The sequence below is a fragment of the Cyanobium sp. Alchichica 3B3-8F6 genome, from assembly GCF_024346435.1.
GTDB lineage: Bacteria > Cyanobacteriota > Cyanobacteriia > PCC-6307 > Cyanobiaceae > Cyanobium_A.
The window spans coordinates 1-15910 of the sequence record NZ_JAGQCZ010000024.1; the positions used below are offsets into that span (position 1 = coordinate 1).

Consider the following 15910-nt stretch of genomic DNA (forward strand, 5'->3'; position numbering starts at 1 on the left):
CTGCGCTACGGCGGCTACCGCTCAGTTCACGCGGGCCAGCAGGAACTGAGCCACGACATCAGGGGAATGCTCGCACTGGGAGGCGTGGTCATGAGCACGACATGAAATTACTTTTAGGCGGCCCTGCATCTCCTGCGAAGGACAGATGGTGGAGTCGGGGGGAATGCTGTCGACAGCACGTCAACCTCTATGGAGACACAACCCCGTTCCCGTATCACGGTTTATCGGGAAGCCCTGGCATCGCGTCACTACGCCCGGCGGACCATCGAAACCTACGAACGCTGGCTGCGGCGCTTCCTGCGGTTTCACCAGCTGCGGCACCCGAGGGAGATGGGCAGCCTGGAGATCAATGCCTTCCTCACGCACCTCGCAGTAAACGAACAGGTGAGAGCATCGACGCAGAACCAGGCCTTAGCAGCACTCCTATTTCTCTACAAGCGTGTTCTGGAGATCGACCCCGACGAACTTGATGAGGTCGTAAGAGCGCGACGGCCCAAGCGGCTACCGGTTGTGCTGAGTGTGATGGAGGTGCGCGCGGTGCTGCAGCAGCTGGAGGGGCCAGCCGCACTGGTCTGTGGCTTGATGTATGGGGTGGCCTACGGCTGATGGAAGCCCTACGCCTGCGAGTGCAGGATCTGGACTTTGCGGGACATCAGCTGACCATCCGCGGGGGCAAGGGAAACAAGGACCGGGTCACGGTGTTCCCCCAGAAGCTCATGCAGCCGCTCCAGATTCATCTACAGGAAGTGCGGCGGCTGCATCGGGTTGATCTGGCCGCCGGTTGGGGACAGGTGCCGCTGCCTGGCGCACTGGAGCGGAAATACACATCAGCCTCACGTGAGTGGATCTGGCAGTGGGTGTTCCCACAGGTCACGCGCTGGCAGAATCGCAACACCGATGAACAGGGGCGTCACCACCTGGATCCATCGGTGATCCAGCGAGCGGTGCATGCCGCTGTACGCGCTGCTGGGATCAGCAAGCCAGCAAGTTGCCATACCTTCCGCCATTGCTTTGCCACACATCTCTTGGAGCGGGGATCTGACATCCGTACGATCCAGGAGCTGCTCGGCCACAGTGACGTGAAGACCACGATGATCTACACGCATGTGCTCAACCGGGGACCAGCTGGCGTGACCAGCCCTGCGGATCTGCTCTGAGGCATGTTCTGCACGTCCGCAGAACATCCAGCCTGCAAGGGAAAGCCCTCCGCTGAATGAGTCAGCGGAGGGCACAGGAAGCGATATCGGTCCCCAGAGGAGGTTTCAGGCGCCTTACGAGGACTTTCTAATTGGCGTTAAGCAAGATACAAATACAGTCTGGTAGGCCAAACTGCAAGCGTGTGTTCAATCAGGCGTAACCAGAGAACCATTTACATAGACAGCTTGAACACCGTCGCATTCATCCCCTGATCCTGTCCAGTCCTGGGTGATATCTACTCCTTCGTAGGTCATGTAGCCATTATACCAAGACTGGTTATCTTCGATATGGTACGCTAAGCGCTTGGGGTCGAATGGCTCGGATGTTTCAAGAAGAAACTCATAAGAGCATCTATTGTCATATGTGCAGAAGAGTATGCATATCTTACCTTTTACCTCTTCGGCAAACAGCTCTTTTTCGTCTACTTCATAGGTAATTCCGTATTCGTGTTCTCTAGATTTGAACGGGGACCCAATGCCTGTAAATGCAATCTCGTGCAGGGATTTCTCGAATTGATCCTCGGGCAAAGGCTGGACATTTATATCTGCATACTCAATCTCCCAATGAGTGAGTTTTGAGTCCACAGAATCCCTTATTTCTTCAACCTCAAGTATCGATTCTGATACCTCTAGTATCTTATCTTGGTCTCCATTGGAAATTGCATTCTCTAGATCGCTAATCATCTCGGGTATTTCATCTCTCCACTTATTGAGAGAATCCCATGTAAGAGCGTACCAGCTGGTAATTGACTTGCGGCAGCCGTTGCGGAGTCTTAAGTGTGTTTGCATTTGCAGTCTAGAATCAAGAGCAGATTAGCACAACTGCCTAACGACGCAATGCACCTGCACCGCACCCTAAGGAATATGCACGTGACGAATAGATTGAGCCACAGCCCCTACGGGCAGGTTATCGCTGGCGTTAGGCAAACGAAGCAAGAGGCTCCTCGTCATGAGAGAAGCAATTCCCGCTTAACGAGGGCCAGTCTTGGCCTCGCGTGAGAGGTGTTTGACCAAGTCAACGAGTTCTCGTCCCTTCTTTGCTGTCTCCCACATCTTCTCGCTGAATATCTCTGCTGAGTTATCCGCATAAGCGTGGTCGTCCAACTTGCAGAAGGCGTGTACGCACTCATTCCGAGCATCTCGCCATTGATCTAGTTCGTGGAAGAGATCACCATCTACTATCGACCCACTTCCAGTCATTAACTTCTTGGCCTGAGCGATAAGATTGCCAAGACTCTGCTTGCTCGAAACGGCCTGCTCTGTCGATGCGATAATTGACAGTAACCGATCTGTGATGATGCTCTCTTCTAGAGAGATTGCCTCCAGTAGCCAACCATCTTCCAATGCTTCATCTAGGCGATCGAAGGCAAGCTTGTAACGCAAATACCGACCAGTCTGCTTTCCCGTCATTGATCAAGAATGTAATAGAACTGCGGTTAATAAACTCTATGACTAGCTAAAGCCAATCTCCTCTTCTGCCTCAATCCAGAACTCGATCTCCTCTCCCTCCTCGTCAGTGAATGGAATGGTCGAGATTCCGATTGACTCCACCATGTATCTGACCTGGATTCCCAGCTCTTCAATGAAGTCTTCATCAACCGCCAAGTCGATGTTGGCGCCATTGCTGTCGAGATAGGCCTTCAGAAGTTCTCGATCTTTGTCATCAATATCGTCTGATTTTCCAGATGCCAATTTATCAATGAGGACAGAGCAGATACCTTCCTGCTCTGTACTTCTGGCCTCAAAGAGTTTTGCACTAGATACGCCTGCTCGGAGATTTATGGAGTATGTTCCGCCTTCGTCCTCAATGCTCATTGCATAGATTTCAATCTCCAAAGGCTCATGACCGTCTGCAAGCCGAAAAGGGGATTGAAGAACCAACGGCTCCTCTAGAGAAGCCACAACGCCGTCACTGACAGTCAACTGATCAGGGACATCCTCATCACAATATGCTGGTTCTTGAAAGATTGCTTTTAGTTTTACTTGGAGCTCTTCAGGCAGTTCGCCGCGAGCATGAGCGCCTACAGATGAATTAAATTCATCTACGCTTCCAAAGCCGACTGCCGAGAGTGCTTGTGAAATTACTTCCTCGCCAATCTCGGTATCATCCGCGGAAAGATAGCCGGGAGCGTAATAACGCCAAGAGCCCCAAGTTTTGGACATAACTAGTGGCTCAAATACTTGCACAACTCTAGACCTTGCTCAGTCAGCAGTCAAGCCGCGTCCCCTCTATTGATGTAAGAGCGGTCTGCCAGCCCCGGCGTAGCCGGGGCTGGCAGACCGCTCCTCAGACGCCAGTCGTTGCAAGGGGTGGGCAGGTCCGTTTCCCTGGTTCGAGTACCACCTCAACCAGACGAACCATGCCCAAGTAACAGTTTGACGCGTCTTCCCTGCTGCCGCTACTGGATGGCAGCAGTGCAGGGGAGCTGATCCCTGAGCTGGTGCGCCACGGACTGCAACAGCTGATCGAGCTGGAGGTGGCCGCCGTGCTCGGCGCGGAGCGCCATGAACGCAGCGACGACCGGCTTGGCTACCGCAATGGCTACCGGCCCCGACTGCTCACCACCCAGGCCGGCGATATCGATCTGAGGATTCCCAAACTGCGGTCTGGGAGCTTTCACCCGTCGATCCTCGAGCCCCGCCGCAGGGTCGATCAGGCCCTGTATGCAGTGATCATGGAGGCCTACATCAGTGGCGTCTCCACCCGCAAGGTCGATTCCCTGGTGGCGGCGCTGGGTTCCCAGAGCGGCATCTCCAAGTCGCAGGTGAGCCGCATCTGTCAGGACATCGACCAGCAGGTGCAGGCGTTCCTGGGCCGGCCGCTGGAGGAGAGCGGCTACGCCTACGTCTTCCTCGATGCCACCTACCTCCACGGCCGGCTTGGCCTGGGCCAGCAGGTCTGCTCCAGAGCTGCCGTGATCGCCATGGGCGTCAATGCCGACGGCCGCCGTGAGCTGCTCGGCCTACAGGTGGGTGACAGCGAAAGCGAGGGCTTCTGGAAGGCCTTCATTGGCTCCCTCAAGGAGCGTGGCCTCACTGGTGTCAAGCTCGTAGTGAGCGATGCCCACGTGGGCCTGACCAAGGCCATCCGCCGCATGTTCCAGGGCTGCTGCTGGCAGCGCTGCCGCGTGCACTTTGCGCGCAACCTGCTGCAGCGGGTGCCAAAAGCGCATCAGGGCATGGTCACGGCCGCCCTGCGCTCGGTGTTTGCCCAAGAGAGCGCCGCTGAGATCCTCAGCCGCTGGGATGACCTGGCCAGCTCACTGGCTGAGCGCTTCCCCAAGGCTGCTGAGCTCATGGCCGAGGCCCGAGAAGACGTGTTGGCGTTCCGCCACTTCCCGCAGCACCACTGGAAAAAAGTGTGGAGCACCAACCTGCTCGAGCGGGTCAACGAGGAAATCAAACGCCGCACCCGCGTGGTCGGCATCTTCCCCAATGACCCAGCCATCACTCGCCTGGTGGGGGCGGTGCTGCTGGAGCAGGACGAGCATTGGCAGCTCGAGGGCCGGCGGATGTTCTCCGCCGAGAGCATGGCGGCCATTCCAGCGCTGGATGCTCTACCGGCAGCGGTAGCAGCAGCGCAGGCCATCACCAGCTGATGGTCTCAGGCCCCAGATGAGAGATGCTGCGGCGCCCACACAGGGCGCAGCAGCTGCTCTCAGCGCCCGGGGGCCGCCGCAGACCGTGCTCGGCAGATCTCAGCGGTAGCCAACAACCGACAAACCACCCGGGCGAAAGACTTGACAAGTCAATCGCCTTGATTCAATGTGGAACAACGAGGGACATCTGTGCCACTGGAATGACAGCCCGTCATTCGACACTGTTCACGCTTGAATCAGGGAATTCGGGCCTCGGCTTTTACACCACGCAAAGGGACGCGGCCGAACCTAAATTCAACTACGCATCTATTATCCATGGAGGCCCTGTAAGAATGTTCAAATATATTGTTCGGCTTTCGCGCAATGGCATTGGCTTTGATTGCGAAGTCATGGCTAGAAGTTCATATGAAGCCAAGGAGGTAGCGCTTCGCCTATATCCAGACCACACTGCGATGCGAGCAACTCGAGCATGAGCGAAGGCTGCGCGCAGGCGAGTAATTCTGTTCCATTGGCTCCTAGCCGTGAAATCGGCTCTGCCAAATGTCAAAGGAAAGATCCCTGCAGCAGGCAAATGTCCCATGCCGAGGGCCTAGGCGCTGGAGGCTGGCGAAAGCCGGTGAGTTACTTCCCCTGCACTGCAGAGGATGCTGCTGCATGAATTCGGCTCAGCCGCTTTTGCTGGCCCAGGGATTGCTGCAGGACCCTGGCGCCGCTGCCCTGGTGATCGGCGTCACCGGACACCGCGATCCCAGGCTTCTGCTTCCAGCCGTCAAAGGCATCAAGCCAGTGAGTCTTATAGAGGTAATACTTGAACGCCCCCTCAGGTTCAACATCATCCACCCGAAACGGCAGGATCATCACTCCAGAGCGGTCTGCCAGTGTCAATTCATTGATCACCTGCTCTGATTGCATGGACTCAACACTCCACAAGAGCACCATCAACTGACAATTCGGAATGGCTTTGGTGATCGCCTGAGCCCACTTGCTCACCAGCCATGATGCTTTCTGGTGCCATCCAGCAATTCACATTCAGATCTTCCAGATGCGATCGGATTGCTTCAGCGATCCGCCGGTTGCGACTGGAATAGCTGATGAATACCTGCTCTAAGGCCATGTCCTTTTCAGCCATGAATACTTCCGGTAATCAGGCAACCATCATCCCTCAGCCACCTCAAGGCAGCTGAATGCCAAGCCGTTTTAGGAAAGCCACCTCGTCGATCACCTCAACGCCGAGGGCTTGGGCCTTCTTGAGCTTGCTGCCAGCCTTCTCACCGGCCACAAGCAGATCCGTCTTGCTGCTCACCGAGCCCGTGGCGTTGCCGCCGGCGCGTTCCACCAGCAGCTCGGCCTGCTTGCGTTCGATGTGCTCGAGTGTTCCAGTGATCACCACGGTAAGGCCGGAGAAGGCATCTGCCGTGATGGCCATGGTCTGAGGGTCCCAAGCGGGCTTAGCGGACATGACTGGGTCTTGTTAGAGAAGATCCTGATTCTGGAGCAGACAAGGCAGGCAGAAGCTGGTCACGTCTCCGCTATCGAAAACTTGCATAAAACTCTCCCAAGGCTACAGCTATCCCTCCCTTAAGGTTGGTCAACAGGCAACTCCTCGCATGGCCAAGCCAGTTGTGGTGTCTCACCAAGGAGTAACGAGTTCCTTCCAGTTGAGCAAGCTGGAGCGCCAGAAGCTGTACGGCGCCCGCCGCCGCATCCCAGTGGATGGCAGCGGCAATCCCTGCACTCGCGCTGCGCTCACCGGCGACGGGCTTGTGCTGATCACCGCCGGAATGACGGCCCAAGGCTGGTTCGCCCCCGATGGTCGCCAAGTGGAGAGCAGCAAGATCGGCGCCTGTGACGGCGACGGCAATCCTCTCGAGCTGGTGCCATCCACCCTCGGAGAGACGCAACAGCTGGAAGGGCCCGTACTGGCAACCGAGGTGCTGGATCTGGCAGTTGCCTCGATCTATCGGCTCGAGCCCGAAAGCCTCGATGAGCAGCTGGGCAAAGCCTTGAGCGAAGGCGAGATCTGGCGCTTTCGCTTCAATTACCGCCCTGACTACCGGGCTGAGACAGCGTTCCTGCTCGCCAATAAGGAGGGGATCTTCGCGCTGGTGGGAGTGCCCAGCGCGCCGCGCTATCTGGCACCCAACGCGCCGCCCCCGCCAGAAGATGACGACCAAAGCGACGACGAACTCGATTTCGAGATGCTCTGAGCCATGCGTTCCATTCACCTTGCCGATGCAAGCAGCCGCGACGCCTATCTGCGCTTCGTATCGGTGCGGGCACCGTCCCCGCCGCAGCGGGTGGTCGATGGCCGGCCTGTCGCCATGCGCCGCCTCCTGGCGTCAGGCGAAGCCAATACCCATGAAACCCTGGCGGACAAGCACGGTGAGGCGCTGGGCCAGGCGCTGATCGATGGCGATCCGGAGCTAGATCTCGAACTGATCGGCCGCCCGATCGAGCGCACCAACACCGTGTTCCTCGACAGCAGCCGCCAGATCCTGCGCATGGCTCCTGATCTGGTGGAGGTGATTCTCGATCCCTTTGGACAGGAAAAGGAGCGACGGGCTCCGGAAGACCGCTTTGCCAACGTGAGCGAGGAGATCCCGGTGCGCTTCACCAAGACCCGCATCAGCCGGGCTGACGCGGTGAGGCGCTTTGCCTTCAGCCGCACGCTGCAGCTGTGGCATACCGATGGCCTCAGCTACGAATTTCTGCATGGCATCGCCGCTGAGCTGGATGCCGCCGATGAGATGGTGCTGCTAGCCGCCGGCGAGAAGGCGCGAGATCCCCTGGTGTTGCAGCTCAATGGTCTGCCCTGGCGAGCCTTTCTGGAGGGCCGCGTTAACCACAGCGGCTATTGCCTGCTGCTGCGGCTCTCGAATCTCGAGCTCAAGGCTCCCCCCGCCAAGCCATGACCGACCCCCGACTTGAAACCATTGCCAAGCGCTACAAAGCTGCAGTGGCGGGTCGCTACCGCGCCATCCGGCCCTCCGATCTGCAGGCGATTCCCCATGCGCCCTGCTTTGTGAGCCGCAAAATCGATGGCGAGCTGTGGCTGGCGGAACTCCACAACGGCAAAGCTCGCCTGTTTGCCCGCGGTGGTCGCTCCATGGGGACCGGGCCCTTGCTGAAGGGGTTGGCTGCGCTGGCCAAGGGGCGCAAGCAGCCATTGGTGATCGCCGGTGAATTGCATGTGCCTGCTGCAGACGGCGGCCGTGAGCGGGTGGGGGATGTGGCTGCTGCTCTGGCCGCCGGCGATCACGACCGGCTGGCCTATGCGGTTTTTGATGTGGTGGAGCTCGATGGTGCGCCGCCACCGGCCGACTACCACCCGCGTCTGGAGCTGCTGCAGGCCTTGCTGAGCAAGCCTCCGGTGCCGCAGCTGGCGGTGGTCGACACCGAGGAGCTGCAAGAGCCCGCGGAGCTGCGTCCCCATCTCGAGCGCTGGGTGGCGAGTGGGGATGCGGAAGGTCTGGTGGTGCGCAGCATCACCGGCGAGATCTACAAGCTCAAGCCATCGTTCAGTCTCGATGCGGTGGTGGTGGGCTTCACCACCCGGGTGAGCGAAAGCGATCAGGTGCGTTCGGTGCTGCTGGGCCTGCGCCGGCACGACGACACCATCCAGTTGCTGGGGGCCTGCGGCAACTTCCCCGGCGAGGCAATGCGCCGTGAGCTGCTCGCCGCCCTTGAGCCGCTGGAATGTGCCAGTGGTTTCCGCCACTCCAGCAGCGACGGCAACCTCTATCGCTTCGTGCGGCCGGAGCTGGTGCTGGAGCTCAGCTGCACCGATCTGCAGACAGACGACAGCGCCGGCGATCCCGTGCGTCGCTGGGTGCTCCGCCATTCAGAAGAGGAGGGCTGGCAGCCGATCGTGGATGCGGTGGCGGCGAGCATGATCCACCCGGTGGTCGTCCGCCGCCGCAGCGACAAGAGCGCCGATGGCCTCGACGTGCGGCTGAGCCAGCTGCAGGAGTACCTGCCGGAGCTAGATCCACAGGCTCCACTGGAGCCACGCCAGCTGCCCCGCAGCGAACCGGTGCGCCGGCAGGTGTGGACCAAGGCGGGCAAAGGGGGCATTGCCGTGCGCAAACTGCTGGTGTGGAAGAGCAGCAAGGAGGAAACCTGGCCCGGCTGGCCTGCCTGGTTGGTGCACTTCACCGACTACAGCCCCGATCGCAAGACCCCTCTGGAGCGCACCCTGCGCACTGCCCGCAGCGAGGCCGAAGCGAATGCTGTTGCCGATGCACTGATCGCTGAGAACATCAAGAAGGGCTGGGAGGAGGTGGTTGCATCACCAAAAGCAGCAGCGCAGCAACAGAAAATAACAACGCGTTCTACCCGTAAACCAAAAAGCAAACCAGCTGATTGATGCACGATCCAAAACTTTACCGGCTCCTCAGGGATGCCGACCAAAACAAACGAGAGCAAGCACTGGTCACCTTGGTTGAGGCCATACGTCTTGAAGATCCGCACCGCCCGGGCGGTGCCCACGCCATGGCTGTGCAGGAACACCATGATTTCGCGCACCACCTTCTGATCGGCCCAGGCCTGGGCGATGCGACCGGCGCGCACCTGGCCGATGCCCGGCACCTCCCGCAGCCGTTCCGGCGCCTGCTCGATCACCTCGAACACCTCCGCACCAAAGGCCTCAACCAGCTTGCTGGCGTAGATCGGGCCGATGCCGCGGATCATCCCCGAGCCCAGGTACTTCTCGATGCCCTCGGCGGTGGTGGGCGGTGAGGAGCGCAGGAAGGATGCCTTGAACTGCTGGCCGTGCTCCCGGTCGTTCACCCAGGTGCCACTCACCGTGACCCATTCACCGGCGCTGATCTCAGCGGCATGGCCCACAACCGTCACCAGATCCCGATGGCCGCGGGCCTTGATGCGCAGCACGCAGAAGCCGTTGCTGGCGTTGTGGAAGGTGACGCGCTCGATCGAGCCGGCCAGCACGTCCGTGGGCTGCTGGCTGGGCTCAGCCGGGCTGGCCATCACCGGGCACGGGCATCACTGAACGAGGCGACTCTGCACCAGCACTGCGGTCGGTGCGTGAGAGCTCCAGGAAGATCACGGCCTTGATGGGCTGCGCACAGGGTTGGCTATGGCGGCTGCTGCTCTGGCTTTTAAGGGGGGAGTCGATCACCACCCGAGCCTTGGTCAGGCCCACGTGGGCATCGCTCACTACGAGCTTGACACCAGTGAGGCCACGCTCCTTGAGGGAGCCAATGAAGGCCTTCCAGAAGCCCTCGCTTTCGCTGTCACCCACCTGTAGGCCGAGCAGCTCACGGCGGCCGTCGGCATTGACGCCCATGGCGATCACAGCAGCTCTGGAGCAGACCTGCTGGCCCAGGCCAAGCCGGCCGTGGAGGTAGGTGGCATCGAGGAAGACGTAGGCGTAGCCGCTCTCCTGCAGGGGCCGGTTCAAGAAGGCATGCACCTGGATGTCGATGTCGGCGCAGATGCGGCTCACCTGGGATTTGGAGATGCCGCTCTGGACGCCCAGAGCCGCCACCAGGGAATCGACCTTGCGGGTGGAGACGCCACTGATGTAGGCCTCCATGATCACTGCGTACAGGGCCTGATCGACCCTGCGGCGGGGCTCGAGGATCGTGGGCAGGAAGCTGCCGGCCCGCAGTTTGGGGATCTGCAGGGCGAGATCCCCAACCTGGGTGGTCAGGGTGCGGGGCCGGTAACCGTTGCGGTGGCCGAGACGCTCTTCCGTGCGCTCGTGCCAGTCCGCACCGAGGAAGGCGGCAAGCTCCAGCTCGATCAGCTGCTGCAGGCCGCGTGTGGCCAGTTCAGGGATCAGCTCCCCTGCACTGCTGCCATCCAGTAGCGGCAGCAGGGAAGACGCGTCAAACTGTTGCTTGGGCATGGTTCGTCTGGTTGAGGTGGTACTCGAACCAGGGAAACGGGCCTGCCCACCCCTTGCAACGTCAGCCGTGGAGCCGATCGCCTGAGATGCGCGCCCCACCCCGGCTACGCCGGGGTGGGGATGCCGGGGGAATTACACCACTGCCTGGGACGCGGGCCATCTCAAAGAGTTCATCGATAACTCCCGCCTTGCGCAGTCGCTCTCTGAAGAAGGCGACTGTCTGGCATCTGGTATGTCATTCATCACCCCAAGACCAACAAACTCCTCGAAGGAGCGACGGTCATTTACTTGGAATTCGATCTCTTCATCACTTAAATTAAATAGCTGCTGGAGCACCAGCATCTTGAAAAGAATCAGTGGGTCGATTCTCTTGCGTCCAGCATTGCTTTTGCGCTCCTGGCTATAGCCCTTGTCAAGTAAAGGGCGGAAAGATTCCCAGGGAATCGTTTCTGCGAGACGCGTCAGAACCGGCTTCTTCTCTTGGAGCTTTGCAACTCTTTGTTGTTCATCCCAGAACCCTCGCCGGTAGCTGCCAGAAAAGATGACGCCTCTGCTGCCATTCAGGCAACCAACATCAACGTAGCTGGATCTGGCTCGATTTCTGGTGGCGGTGGGTTGATCCAGACCTCTTCCGGCTGACGCCAGCAACGCGTCGATCGTGACCACCGGCGGGGATGCCGTTGGCGTGCTTGTTCGTAGACGACAGCACGGTGGCGGCAGATCTCCACAGCCTCACCGTTGTGGCGCTGATGGGGCGTGACGAACTTGATGCCGCTGTGCCAGTGTCGGTGGTTGTACCAGTCCACGAACGCCGCCACCCACTGGCATGCCTCCTGCACGCTGGCGAATGGCCGCCTCGGGTAATCAGGCCGGTACTTTGCGGTTCGGAACAGCGATTCTGAGTAGGGGTTGTCGTTTGACACCCTCGGCCTTGAGAACGACCGCAGCACGCCCAGCTCCTCCAGCCGTGATTCCAGCGTGGCGGCACGCATGGCGTTGCCGTTATCGGCGTGGAGGGTCAAGGGTATCTGGCGCCCCTTGCTGATCCGCTCGGCAGGCAGGCTCTGCTCACCAGATCGGCTGCAATTGCTGGGTCTTCTCGCTCAGCGACATCCCAGGCCACCACCTTCCTGCTCCAGACGTCGATCACCAGATAGAGATAGAGCCACACGCCACGCACTGTTGTTGGCAGGTAGGTGATGTCCCAGCTCCACACCTGATTCGGGCCTGCGGCCCGCAGCCGTGGCACTGGCCTCGGCTCCTGTGGTGGTCGGGCGCGACCGCGGCGATTCGCCTGGCCCCGCTCACGGCAATAAGCGCTCAGCTCGGTGGCATTCAACCCAGCGGTTTCCAGCACCACCGTGAACTTGTCGGTGGAATCCCATCCCTCTGGTTCCTTTTCGGAAGCCGGCACCACCTCTCCTTGCAACCGCCAGGCCTTTCTCCAGTTGTAGAGGCTGGCCACGTGAATGCCCAGCTCTGCTGAAATCTGGGAAACGCTCTGGCGGTTCGGCGGAGTCATACGCCTCCTCACATCAGCCTTAAAGGCCTCGCTGTAACGACGCATTGCCCTGCTCCATCAAGCCCCCTGGTGAAAAAAGTGGTCGGGTTGGAGAGGCGTCAACTTTCCTGGCAGAGGGGGCGCTGGCCCATAGAAAGCATGTAATCGGGATACCCTAGTATAATCCAAATCCGGACGCTATCAAGCGGTCTTACGATTATTCGAGGTGCCCTTAATTATGAAAGTCAAACTTACTTGGACTGCACAGAATCAGGGCAGACGGGAGACAGTAATTGATGCAGATAATGTTCCAGGAGCAGAAGCACAATTGAAAGCTCTATATGAAAGTATGCCCAATTTTGTTTGTCTTGGTGTAAACATAATTACCGAACCTCGTCCAAATCAAGAACTTCCGACTCACACTGAATATGTAAATGTTGCCAGTGATGATGACGGGGCTTGGATGACTGAACCTCGTAGTTTTCTTGCATATATTTTAATATGCGCCGGTCTATTGTCCACATTATTCGGGTTGTTCCTACTTCCAGCTGGACTCATCTTTATGATCCCTGGGGCATTGTTAGTATGGGCAATGTATAAATGGGAAAGTGGGGATTGGGATTGACTGATGGAATACTTGACCCCAGCTCATCAGGAGATTATGGACGTTCTCCAACAATCTAATGAGCACCTCGAATAATCAGTACAAATGGGAAATCTTGCGGACATAAAAAAGCCACCAAGGAGGCGGCTGAGCAACAATACATTATATTGGCTATTGACGAGTTACCCTGAACCGTGGCACTTCAATGAGTGACTCATGCAAACACTACTACATGGGCAGAGCGCTGGAGAAAACGAAGGAAGTTGAATGTCAGGTTCTTGAGGCCCCACCAAGCCTCGTTCCTTTCTAGCCCAATCTTTCTTGTCAGCTTTCCACCCATGGACATGGTCATGCAGCCAAAGACATGCTCGACACAAGCTCTAATTGACGACTTGACACGATTCAATTCCTTGGCTGCATCGCTAAGCGGTTGATTGCGAGCGCCTTTTTCGTGGATCAGGCTTTCGAATCCACCGAGATTCAGAAGATTATCAAAGCTTTCACCGGAATATGCTGAGTCTGCCCAGACATAGTCATGCTCGTTTTCTGGATCAAGCAGTCGTGGAAGCATCTGGCTGTCATGGATATTGGCGGGGGTTACAGCATATCGGCGGATGAATCCATGGTCGACATCGATGCAAATACTGTTCTTGTAACCGTAGTAACTGAGGCCGTTCTTTTATGTCCAGCGAGCATCTAAATCCTTTTGCTGCAAGCGGTCTGGGTTTTCATTCCAGCCCTCTGGCAGCCTTCCGGCTTTGATTTCCTTGTTCTCCTCGCGGGTATTGCGTTGCTTGGGAACAGGGACGAGAGTCGCGTCAATGATCTGACCCCCACGGGCTTGTAGACCCTGAGAGCGCAGGTATTCCTCACACATCTCAAAGAGTTCATCGATAACTCCCGCCTTGCGCAGTCGCTCTCTGAAGAAGGCGACTGTGGTGGCATCTGGTATGTCATTCATCACCCCAAGACCAACAAACTCCTCGAAGGAGCGACGGTCATTTACTTGGAATTCGATCTCTTCATCACTTAAATTAAATAGCTGCTGGAGCACCAGCATCTTGAAAAGAATCAGTGGGTCGATTCTCTTGCGTCCAGCATTGCTTTTGCGCTCCTGGCTATAGCCCTTGTCAAGCAAAGGGCGGAAAGATTCCCAGGGAATCGTTTCTGCGAGACGCGTCAGAACCGGCTTCTTCTCTTGGAGCTTTGCAACTCTTTGTTGTTCATCCCAGAACCCTCGCTGGCCCATAGAAAGCATGTAATCTGGATGCCCTAGTATAATCCAAATCCGGACGCTATCAAGCGGTCTTACGATTATTCGAGGTGCCCTTCAGAGCCTTTTGGCTTAATGATTAGCGAGCGATAATTCGCATCCCAATCATAAGAGCACCCAGTAATCCGGGAATCACGCAATGCAGTCTGGGCTTGATTGCTCAAAGAAGACTCACTCGTCATGAGGGAGTCTATAAATGGCCAACACTCTTCAGGATCCCAGCCACTCTCGGCTGAGAAGACAATGCTGAAGCCAGTTTCCCCCTCTGCACTATCAATCTCAAAATCGACTCCATCAGTAAATACAGGTTCTGATTCCAGTATCTCTGTGATTTCACCAACAATATCCTCGCTTGTCTCTGGGAGGAAATCAATGCGAACTCGCCCAGTGCCTACATCAGCGTTAGCCATGAGGAATCCACCGAAAGTCTGATACTAGCCCACCTAACGACGCAATACACCTGCCCCGCCCTTCTTGGTGTATGCCCCAAGTTAATAGCTACAAGCCACAGGCCCTGCCGACAGGTGATCGCTGGCGTTAGCGTGGGCGAGCGCGCTACGAGCTTCGCAGATTGATTTTTCCATCAGAAAATATTGACCAACTTGCCCTTCGCAAGTGGATTACCGCTGGACTCATAATTGATGAGGTGAGAGGATTGAACGGAGATGCAGGCTATCTACTGTCAAATATGATAGCAAAGTACACGCTTGCCTCTTCTCGATACCGTCTATCAAGCGAGGCTCTTTCCTGGTTCGGGTCGAGAGGAATTGACCTAACAAAAGAATATTCACGTTCTAGATACTACGGCAAGAATAGCGCTGTTATGTACGAGCATTCTATTCCATCAAGCGTTGTTAGATCCGTTCTTTTGGCCCAAGAGTCATCTGAGTCGTCAATCAAATCTGTCTTGCAGTCAGCAGGGGAGGTAGTAGTTGTTATGAGAACCGAGGACGAAAGACTAGGCGCTATTGGCCTGGCCAGGAAAATGCCAGATGGCTGGGAGTATGGAGACGATCCGCACGCACGATATGCAGAGGCTGGCATTCAGCTGAGCCAATCATTCCTTCTAGTGAAGGGAAAGATTAAGCGCTGACCAATCACTTGCCGATGAGGAGAGGACAGTAGTTAATCCATTTTTCAATGCAAATTCTAATGGTAGCTATTGCAGCCATTAGGGCTTGGCCGTGAGGCCAGCATCTTCGAATAGTCGTGACAAGTATATAGGCGTAGGAACACCGGCTTTTATCAGATCGTCAGCTTCCTCAATGTCGGTTAGTTCAGATTTGTTTAGGAGCAACAGCTGCTCTTCATCCTCCCAGGCATCTTGATCATGAAGAGCGAGGAGCAGGTCTAGAGCCTCCTCTGAAGCGTCAATGGCGCTCTGGTCAAGCTCATCAAAAGGGCTTTCATCGCCAGAGACGTGATCAGTGTAATCAATGATTAACTTTGTAGCAGTACCGTCATCAAACTCACAGTAAAAGTTCTCCTGTATAAATGCGCCGCCTCCTGCATAACCGGCAACTATTCCCGCAAGAGATGAATCTGAAAGCTCAGTCCAAGCCGCGAAGGCCCTACAAATAACCCGTCCTTCGCGTTTTTCCCAAAGACCTGAGTAGTTCATGAGTGAGTTGTCGACGCTCTCATCATTGCAGCAACTTACGAATTGCGCAAGCTAACGACGCTATGCACCTGTCCCGCTCCTGCGAGGTATGCACCCAGCGAATAGCTTTAGCGTCTGCTCCCCCCGGTTTCAGGAAAGATGTCACCCCTCTCGTCAGTACACCCGGGGGCTTGAGGACATGACCAATGCGTCGTTACAGCGAGGCCGTCAAGGCTGACGTGAGAAGGCGGATGAGCCCGCCGCACCG

18 protein-coding genes and 4 pseudogenes are annotated in these 15910 nt (G+C 57.1%); 7 read left to right on the forward strand and 15 right to left on the reverse strand.

Going from position 1 to position 15910, the window contains the following annotated elements; translation table 11 throughout:
* Positions 1-189: 189 nt before the first annotated feature.
* A pseudogene (locus KBY65_RS14125) lies at positions 190-1157 on the forward strand (integron integrase).
* 186 nt (positions 1158-1343) lie between these two features.
* Here KBY65_RS14125 and KBY65_RS13130 read toward each other — a convergent pair.
* The 3 genes from KBY65_RS13130 to KBY65_RS13140 all read right to left on the reverse strand — a co-directional run bounded on the left by KBY65_RS13130 (position 1344) and on the right by KBY65_RS13140 (position 3359).
* Positions 1344-1880, reverse strand: a complete 537-nt coding sequence (locus KBY65_RS13130; RefSeq protein ID WP_255001892.1) for a hypothetical protein — start codon at positions 1878-1880, stop codon at positions 1344-1346.
* 285 nt (positions 1881-2165) lie between these two features.
* Entirely contained in the window at positions 2166-2579 is a 414-nt protein-coding gene (locus tag KBY65_RS13135) for a hypothetical protein (protein WP_143592885.1), read from the reverse strand.
* 69 nt (positions 2580-2648) lie between these two features.
* A complete protein-coding gene (locus tag KBY65_RS13140) occupies positions 2649-3359 on the reverse strand; it encodes a hypothetical protein (protein ID WP_255001895.1) in 711 nt (236 codons plus the stop codon).
* A 227-nt stretch (positions 3360-3586) separates the two neighbouring features.
* On the opposite strand from KBY65_RS13140, the gene KBY65_RS13145 reads away from it, so the two are divergent.
* Complete coding sequence (locus KBY65_RS13145; protein ID WP_409996651.1) at positions 3587-4795, forward strand: IS256 family transposase; 1209 nt, start codon at positions 3587-3589, stop codon at positions 4793-4795.
* Positions 4796-5416: 621 nt separating this feature from the next.
* On the opposite strand, the gene KBY65_RS13150 is transcribed toward KBY65_RS13145, so the two are convergent.
* Genes KBY65_RS13150 through KBY65_RS13155 form a run of 3 tightly spaced genes read right to left on the reverse strand, consistent with a single transcriptional unit; the run spans position 5417 to position 6221 of the window.
* Positions 5417-5785 carry a TIR domain-containing protein gene (locus KBY65_RS13150; protein ID WP_158217064.1) on the reverse strand — a complete coding sequence of 123 codons (369 nt, stop codon included), beginning with the start codon at positions 5783-5785 and terminating at the stop codon, positions 5417-5419.
* Positions 5712-5924, reverse strand: coding sequence for a toll/interleukin-1 receptor domain-containing protein (locus tag KBY65_RS14130; RefSeq protein ID WP_094560652.1), 213 nt, complete (start codon positions 5922-5924; stop codon positions 5712-5714). Before KBY65_RS14130 ends, KBY65_RS13150 begins: the two co-directional genes overlap by 74 nt.
* A 42-nt stretch (positions 5925-5966) precedes the next feature.
* Positions 5967-6221: a BRCT domain-containing protein gene (locus KBY65_RS13155; RefSeq protein ID WP_233128611.1), complete on the reverse strand. Its 255-nt coding sequence runs from the start codon at positions 6219-6221 to the stop codon at positions 5967-5969.
* A 181-nt stretch (positions 6222-6402) separates the two neighbouring features.
* Between KBY65_RS13155 and KBY65_RS13160 the strand changes: the two genes are divergently transcribed.
* From KBY65_RS13160 to KBY65_RS13990, 3 genes are read left to right on the forward strand one after another with little or no spacing between them, the layout of a single operon-like run.
* Entirely contained in the window at positions 6403-7002 is a 600-nt protein-coding gene (locus KBY65_RS13160; RefSeq protein ID WP_255001897.1) for a hypothetical protein, read from the forward strand.
* A 3-nt stretch (positions 7003-7005) separates the two neighbouring features.
* Positions 7006-7707 carry a hypothetical protein gene (locus KBY65_RS13165; protein WP_094560658.1) on the forward strand — a complete coding sequence of 234 codons (702 nt, stop codon included), beginning with the start codon at positions 7006-7008 and terminating at the stop codon, positions 7705-7707.
* On the forward strand, positions 7704-9161 hold the full coding sequence (locus KBY65_RS13990; protein ID WP_315860086.1) for a hypothetical protein: 1458 nt from the start codon (positions 7704-7706) through the stop codon (positions 9159-9161). The genes KBY65_RS13165 and KBY65_RS13990 overlap by 4 nt, the downstream gene beginning before the upstream one ends.
* Positions 9162-9340: 179 nt before the next feature.
* Here KBY65_RS13990 and KBY65_RS13995 read toward each other — a convergent pair.
* From KBY65_RS13995 to KBY65_RS13195, 5 genes and pseudogenes are all read right to left on the reverse strand, one after another.
* Positions 9341-9781 (reverse strand): annotated as a pseudogene (locus KBY65_RS13995) (helix-hairpin-helix domain-containing protein); the annotation flags it as partial.
* Positions 9782-9938: 157 nt separating this feature from the next.
* A pseudogene (locus KBY65_RS13180) lies at positions 9939-10664 on the reverse strand (IS256 family transposase); the annotation flags it as partial.
* 132 nt (positions 10665-10796) lie between these two features.
* On the reverse strand, positions 10797-11330 hold the full coding sequence (locus KBY65_RS14000) for a transposase (protein ID WP_255001902.1): 534 nt from the start codon (positions 11328-11330) through the stop codon (positions 10797-10799).
* Positions 11225-11656 carry an integrase core domain-containing protein gene (locus KBY65_RS13190; protein ID WP_255001908.1) on the reverse strand — a complete coding sequence of 144 codons (432 nt, stop codon included), beginning with the start codon at positions 11654-11656 and terminating at the stop codon, positions 11225-11227. The genes KBY65_RS14000 and KBY65_RS13190 overlap by 106 nt, the downstream gene beginning before the upstream one ends.
* A 26-nt stretch (positions 11657-11682) precedes the next feature.
* Positions 11683-12186: a DDE-type integrase/transposase/recombinase gene (locus KBY65_RS13195; protein ID WP_255001903.1), complete on the reverse strand. Its 504-nt coding sequence runs from the start codon at positions 12184-12186 to the stop codon at positions 11683-11685.
* A gap of 217 nt (positions 12187-12403) precedes the next feature.
* On the opposite strand from KBY65_RS13195, the gene KBY65_RS13200 reads away from it, so the two are divergent.
* Positions 12404-12790, forward strand: coding sequence for a hypothetical protein (locus KBY65_RS13200; RefSeq protein ID WP_143592960.1), 387 nt, complete (start codon positions 12404-12406; stop codon positions 12788-12790).
* 193 nt (positions 12791-12983) lie between these two features.
* On the opposite strand, the pseudogene KBY65_RS14135 reads toward KBY65_RS13200, so the two are convergent.
* The 3 genes and pseudogenes from KBY65_RS14135 to KBY65_RS13210 all read right to left on the reverse strand — a co-directional run.
* A pseudogene (locus tag KBY65_RS14135) lies at positions 12984-13433 on the reverse strand (transposase); the annotation flags it as partial.
* A gap of 15 nt (positions 13434-13448) precedes the next feature.
* The gene (locus tag KBY65_RS14140; RefSeq protein ID WP_369802070.1) at positions 13449-14027 is read right to left on the reverse strand and encodes a transposase; all 579 of its coding nucleotides are present in this window, start codon (positions 14025-14027) and stop codon (positions 13449-13451) included.
* Positions 14028-14083: 56 nt separating this feature from the next.
* Complete coding sequence (locus KBY65_RS13210) at positions 14084-14452, reverse strand: hypothetical protein (RefSeq protein WP_143592959.1); 369 nt, start codon at positions 14450-14452, stop codon at positions 14084-14086.
* Positions 14453-14613: 161 nt separating this feature from the next.
* On the opposite strand from KBY65_RS13210, the gene KBY65_RS13215 reads away from it, so the two are divergent.
* On the forward strand, positions 14614-15135 hold the full coding sequence (locus tag KBY65_RS13215; RefSeq protein WP_255001904.1) for a hypothetical protein: 522 nt from the start codon (positions 14614-14616) through the stop codon (positions 15133-15135).
* Positions 15136-15213: 78 nt separating this feature from the next.
* Here the strand turns inward: KBY65_RS13215 and KBY65_RS13220 are convergent, their stop codons facing one another.
* Positions 15214-15663, reverse strand: coding sequence for a hypothetical protein (locus KBY65_RS13220; RefSeq protein WP_094561758.1), 450 nt, complete (start codon positions 15661-15663; stop codon positions 15214-15216).
* Positions 15664-15910 lie beyond the last annotated feature (247 nt).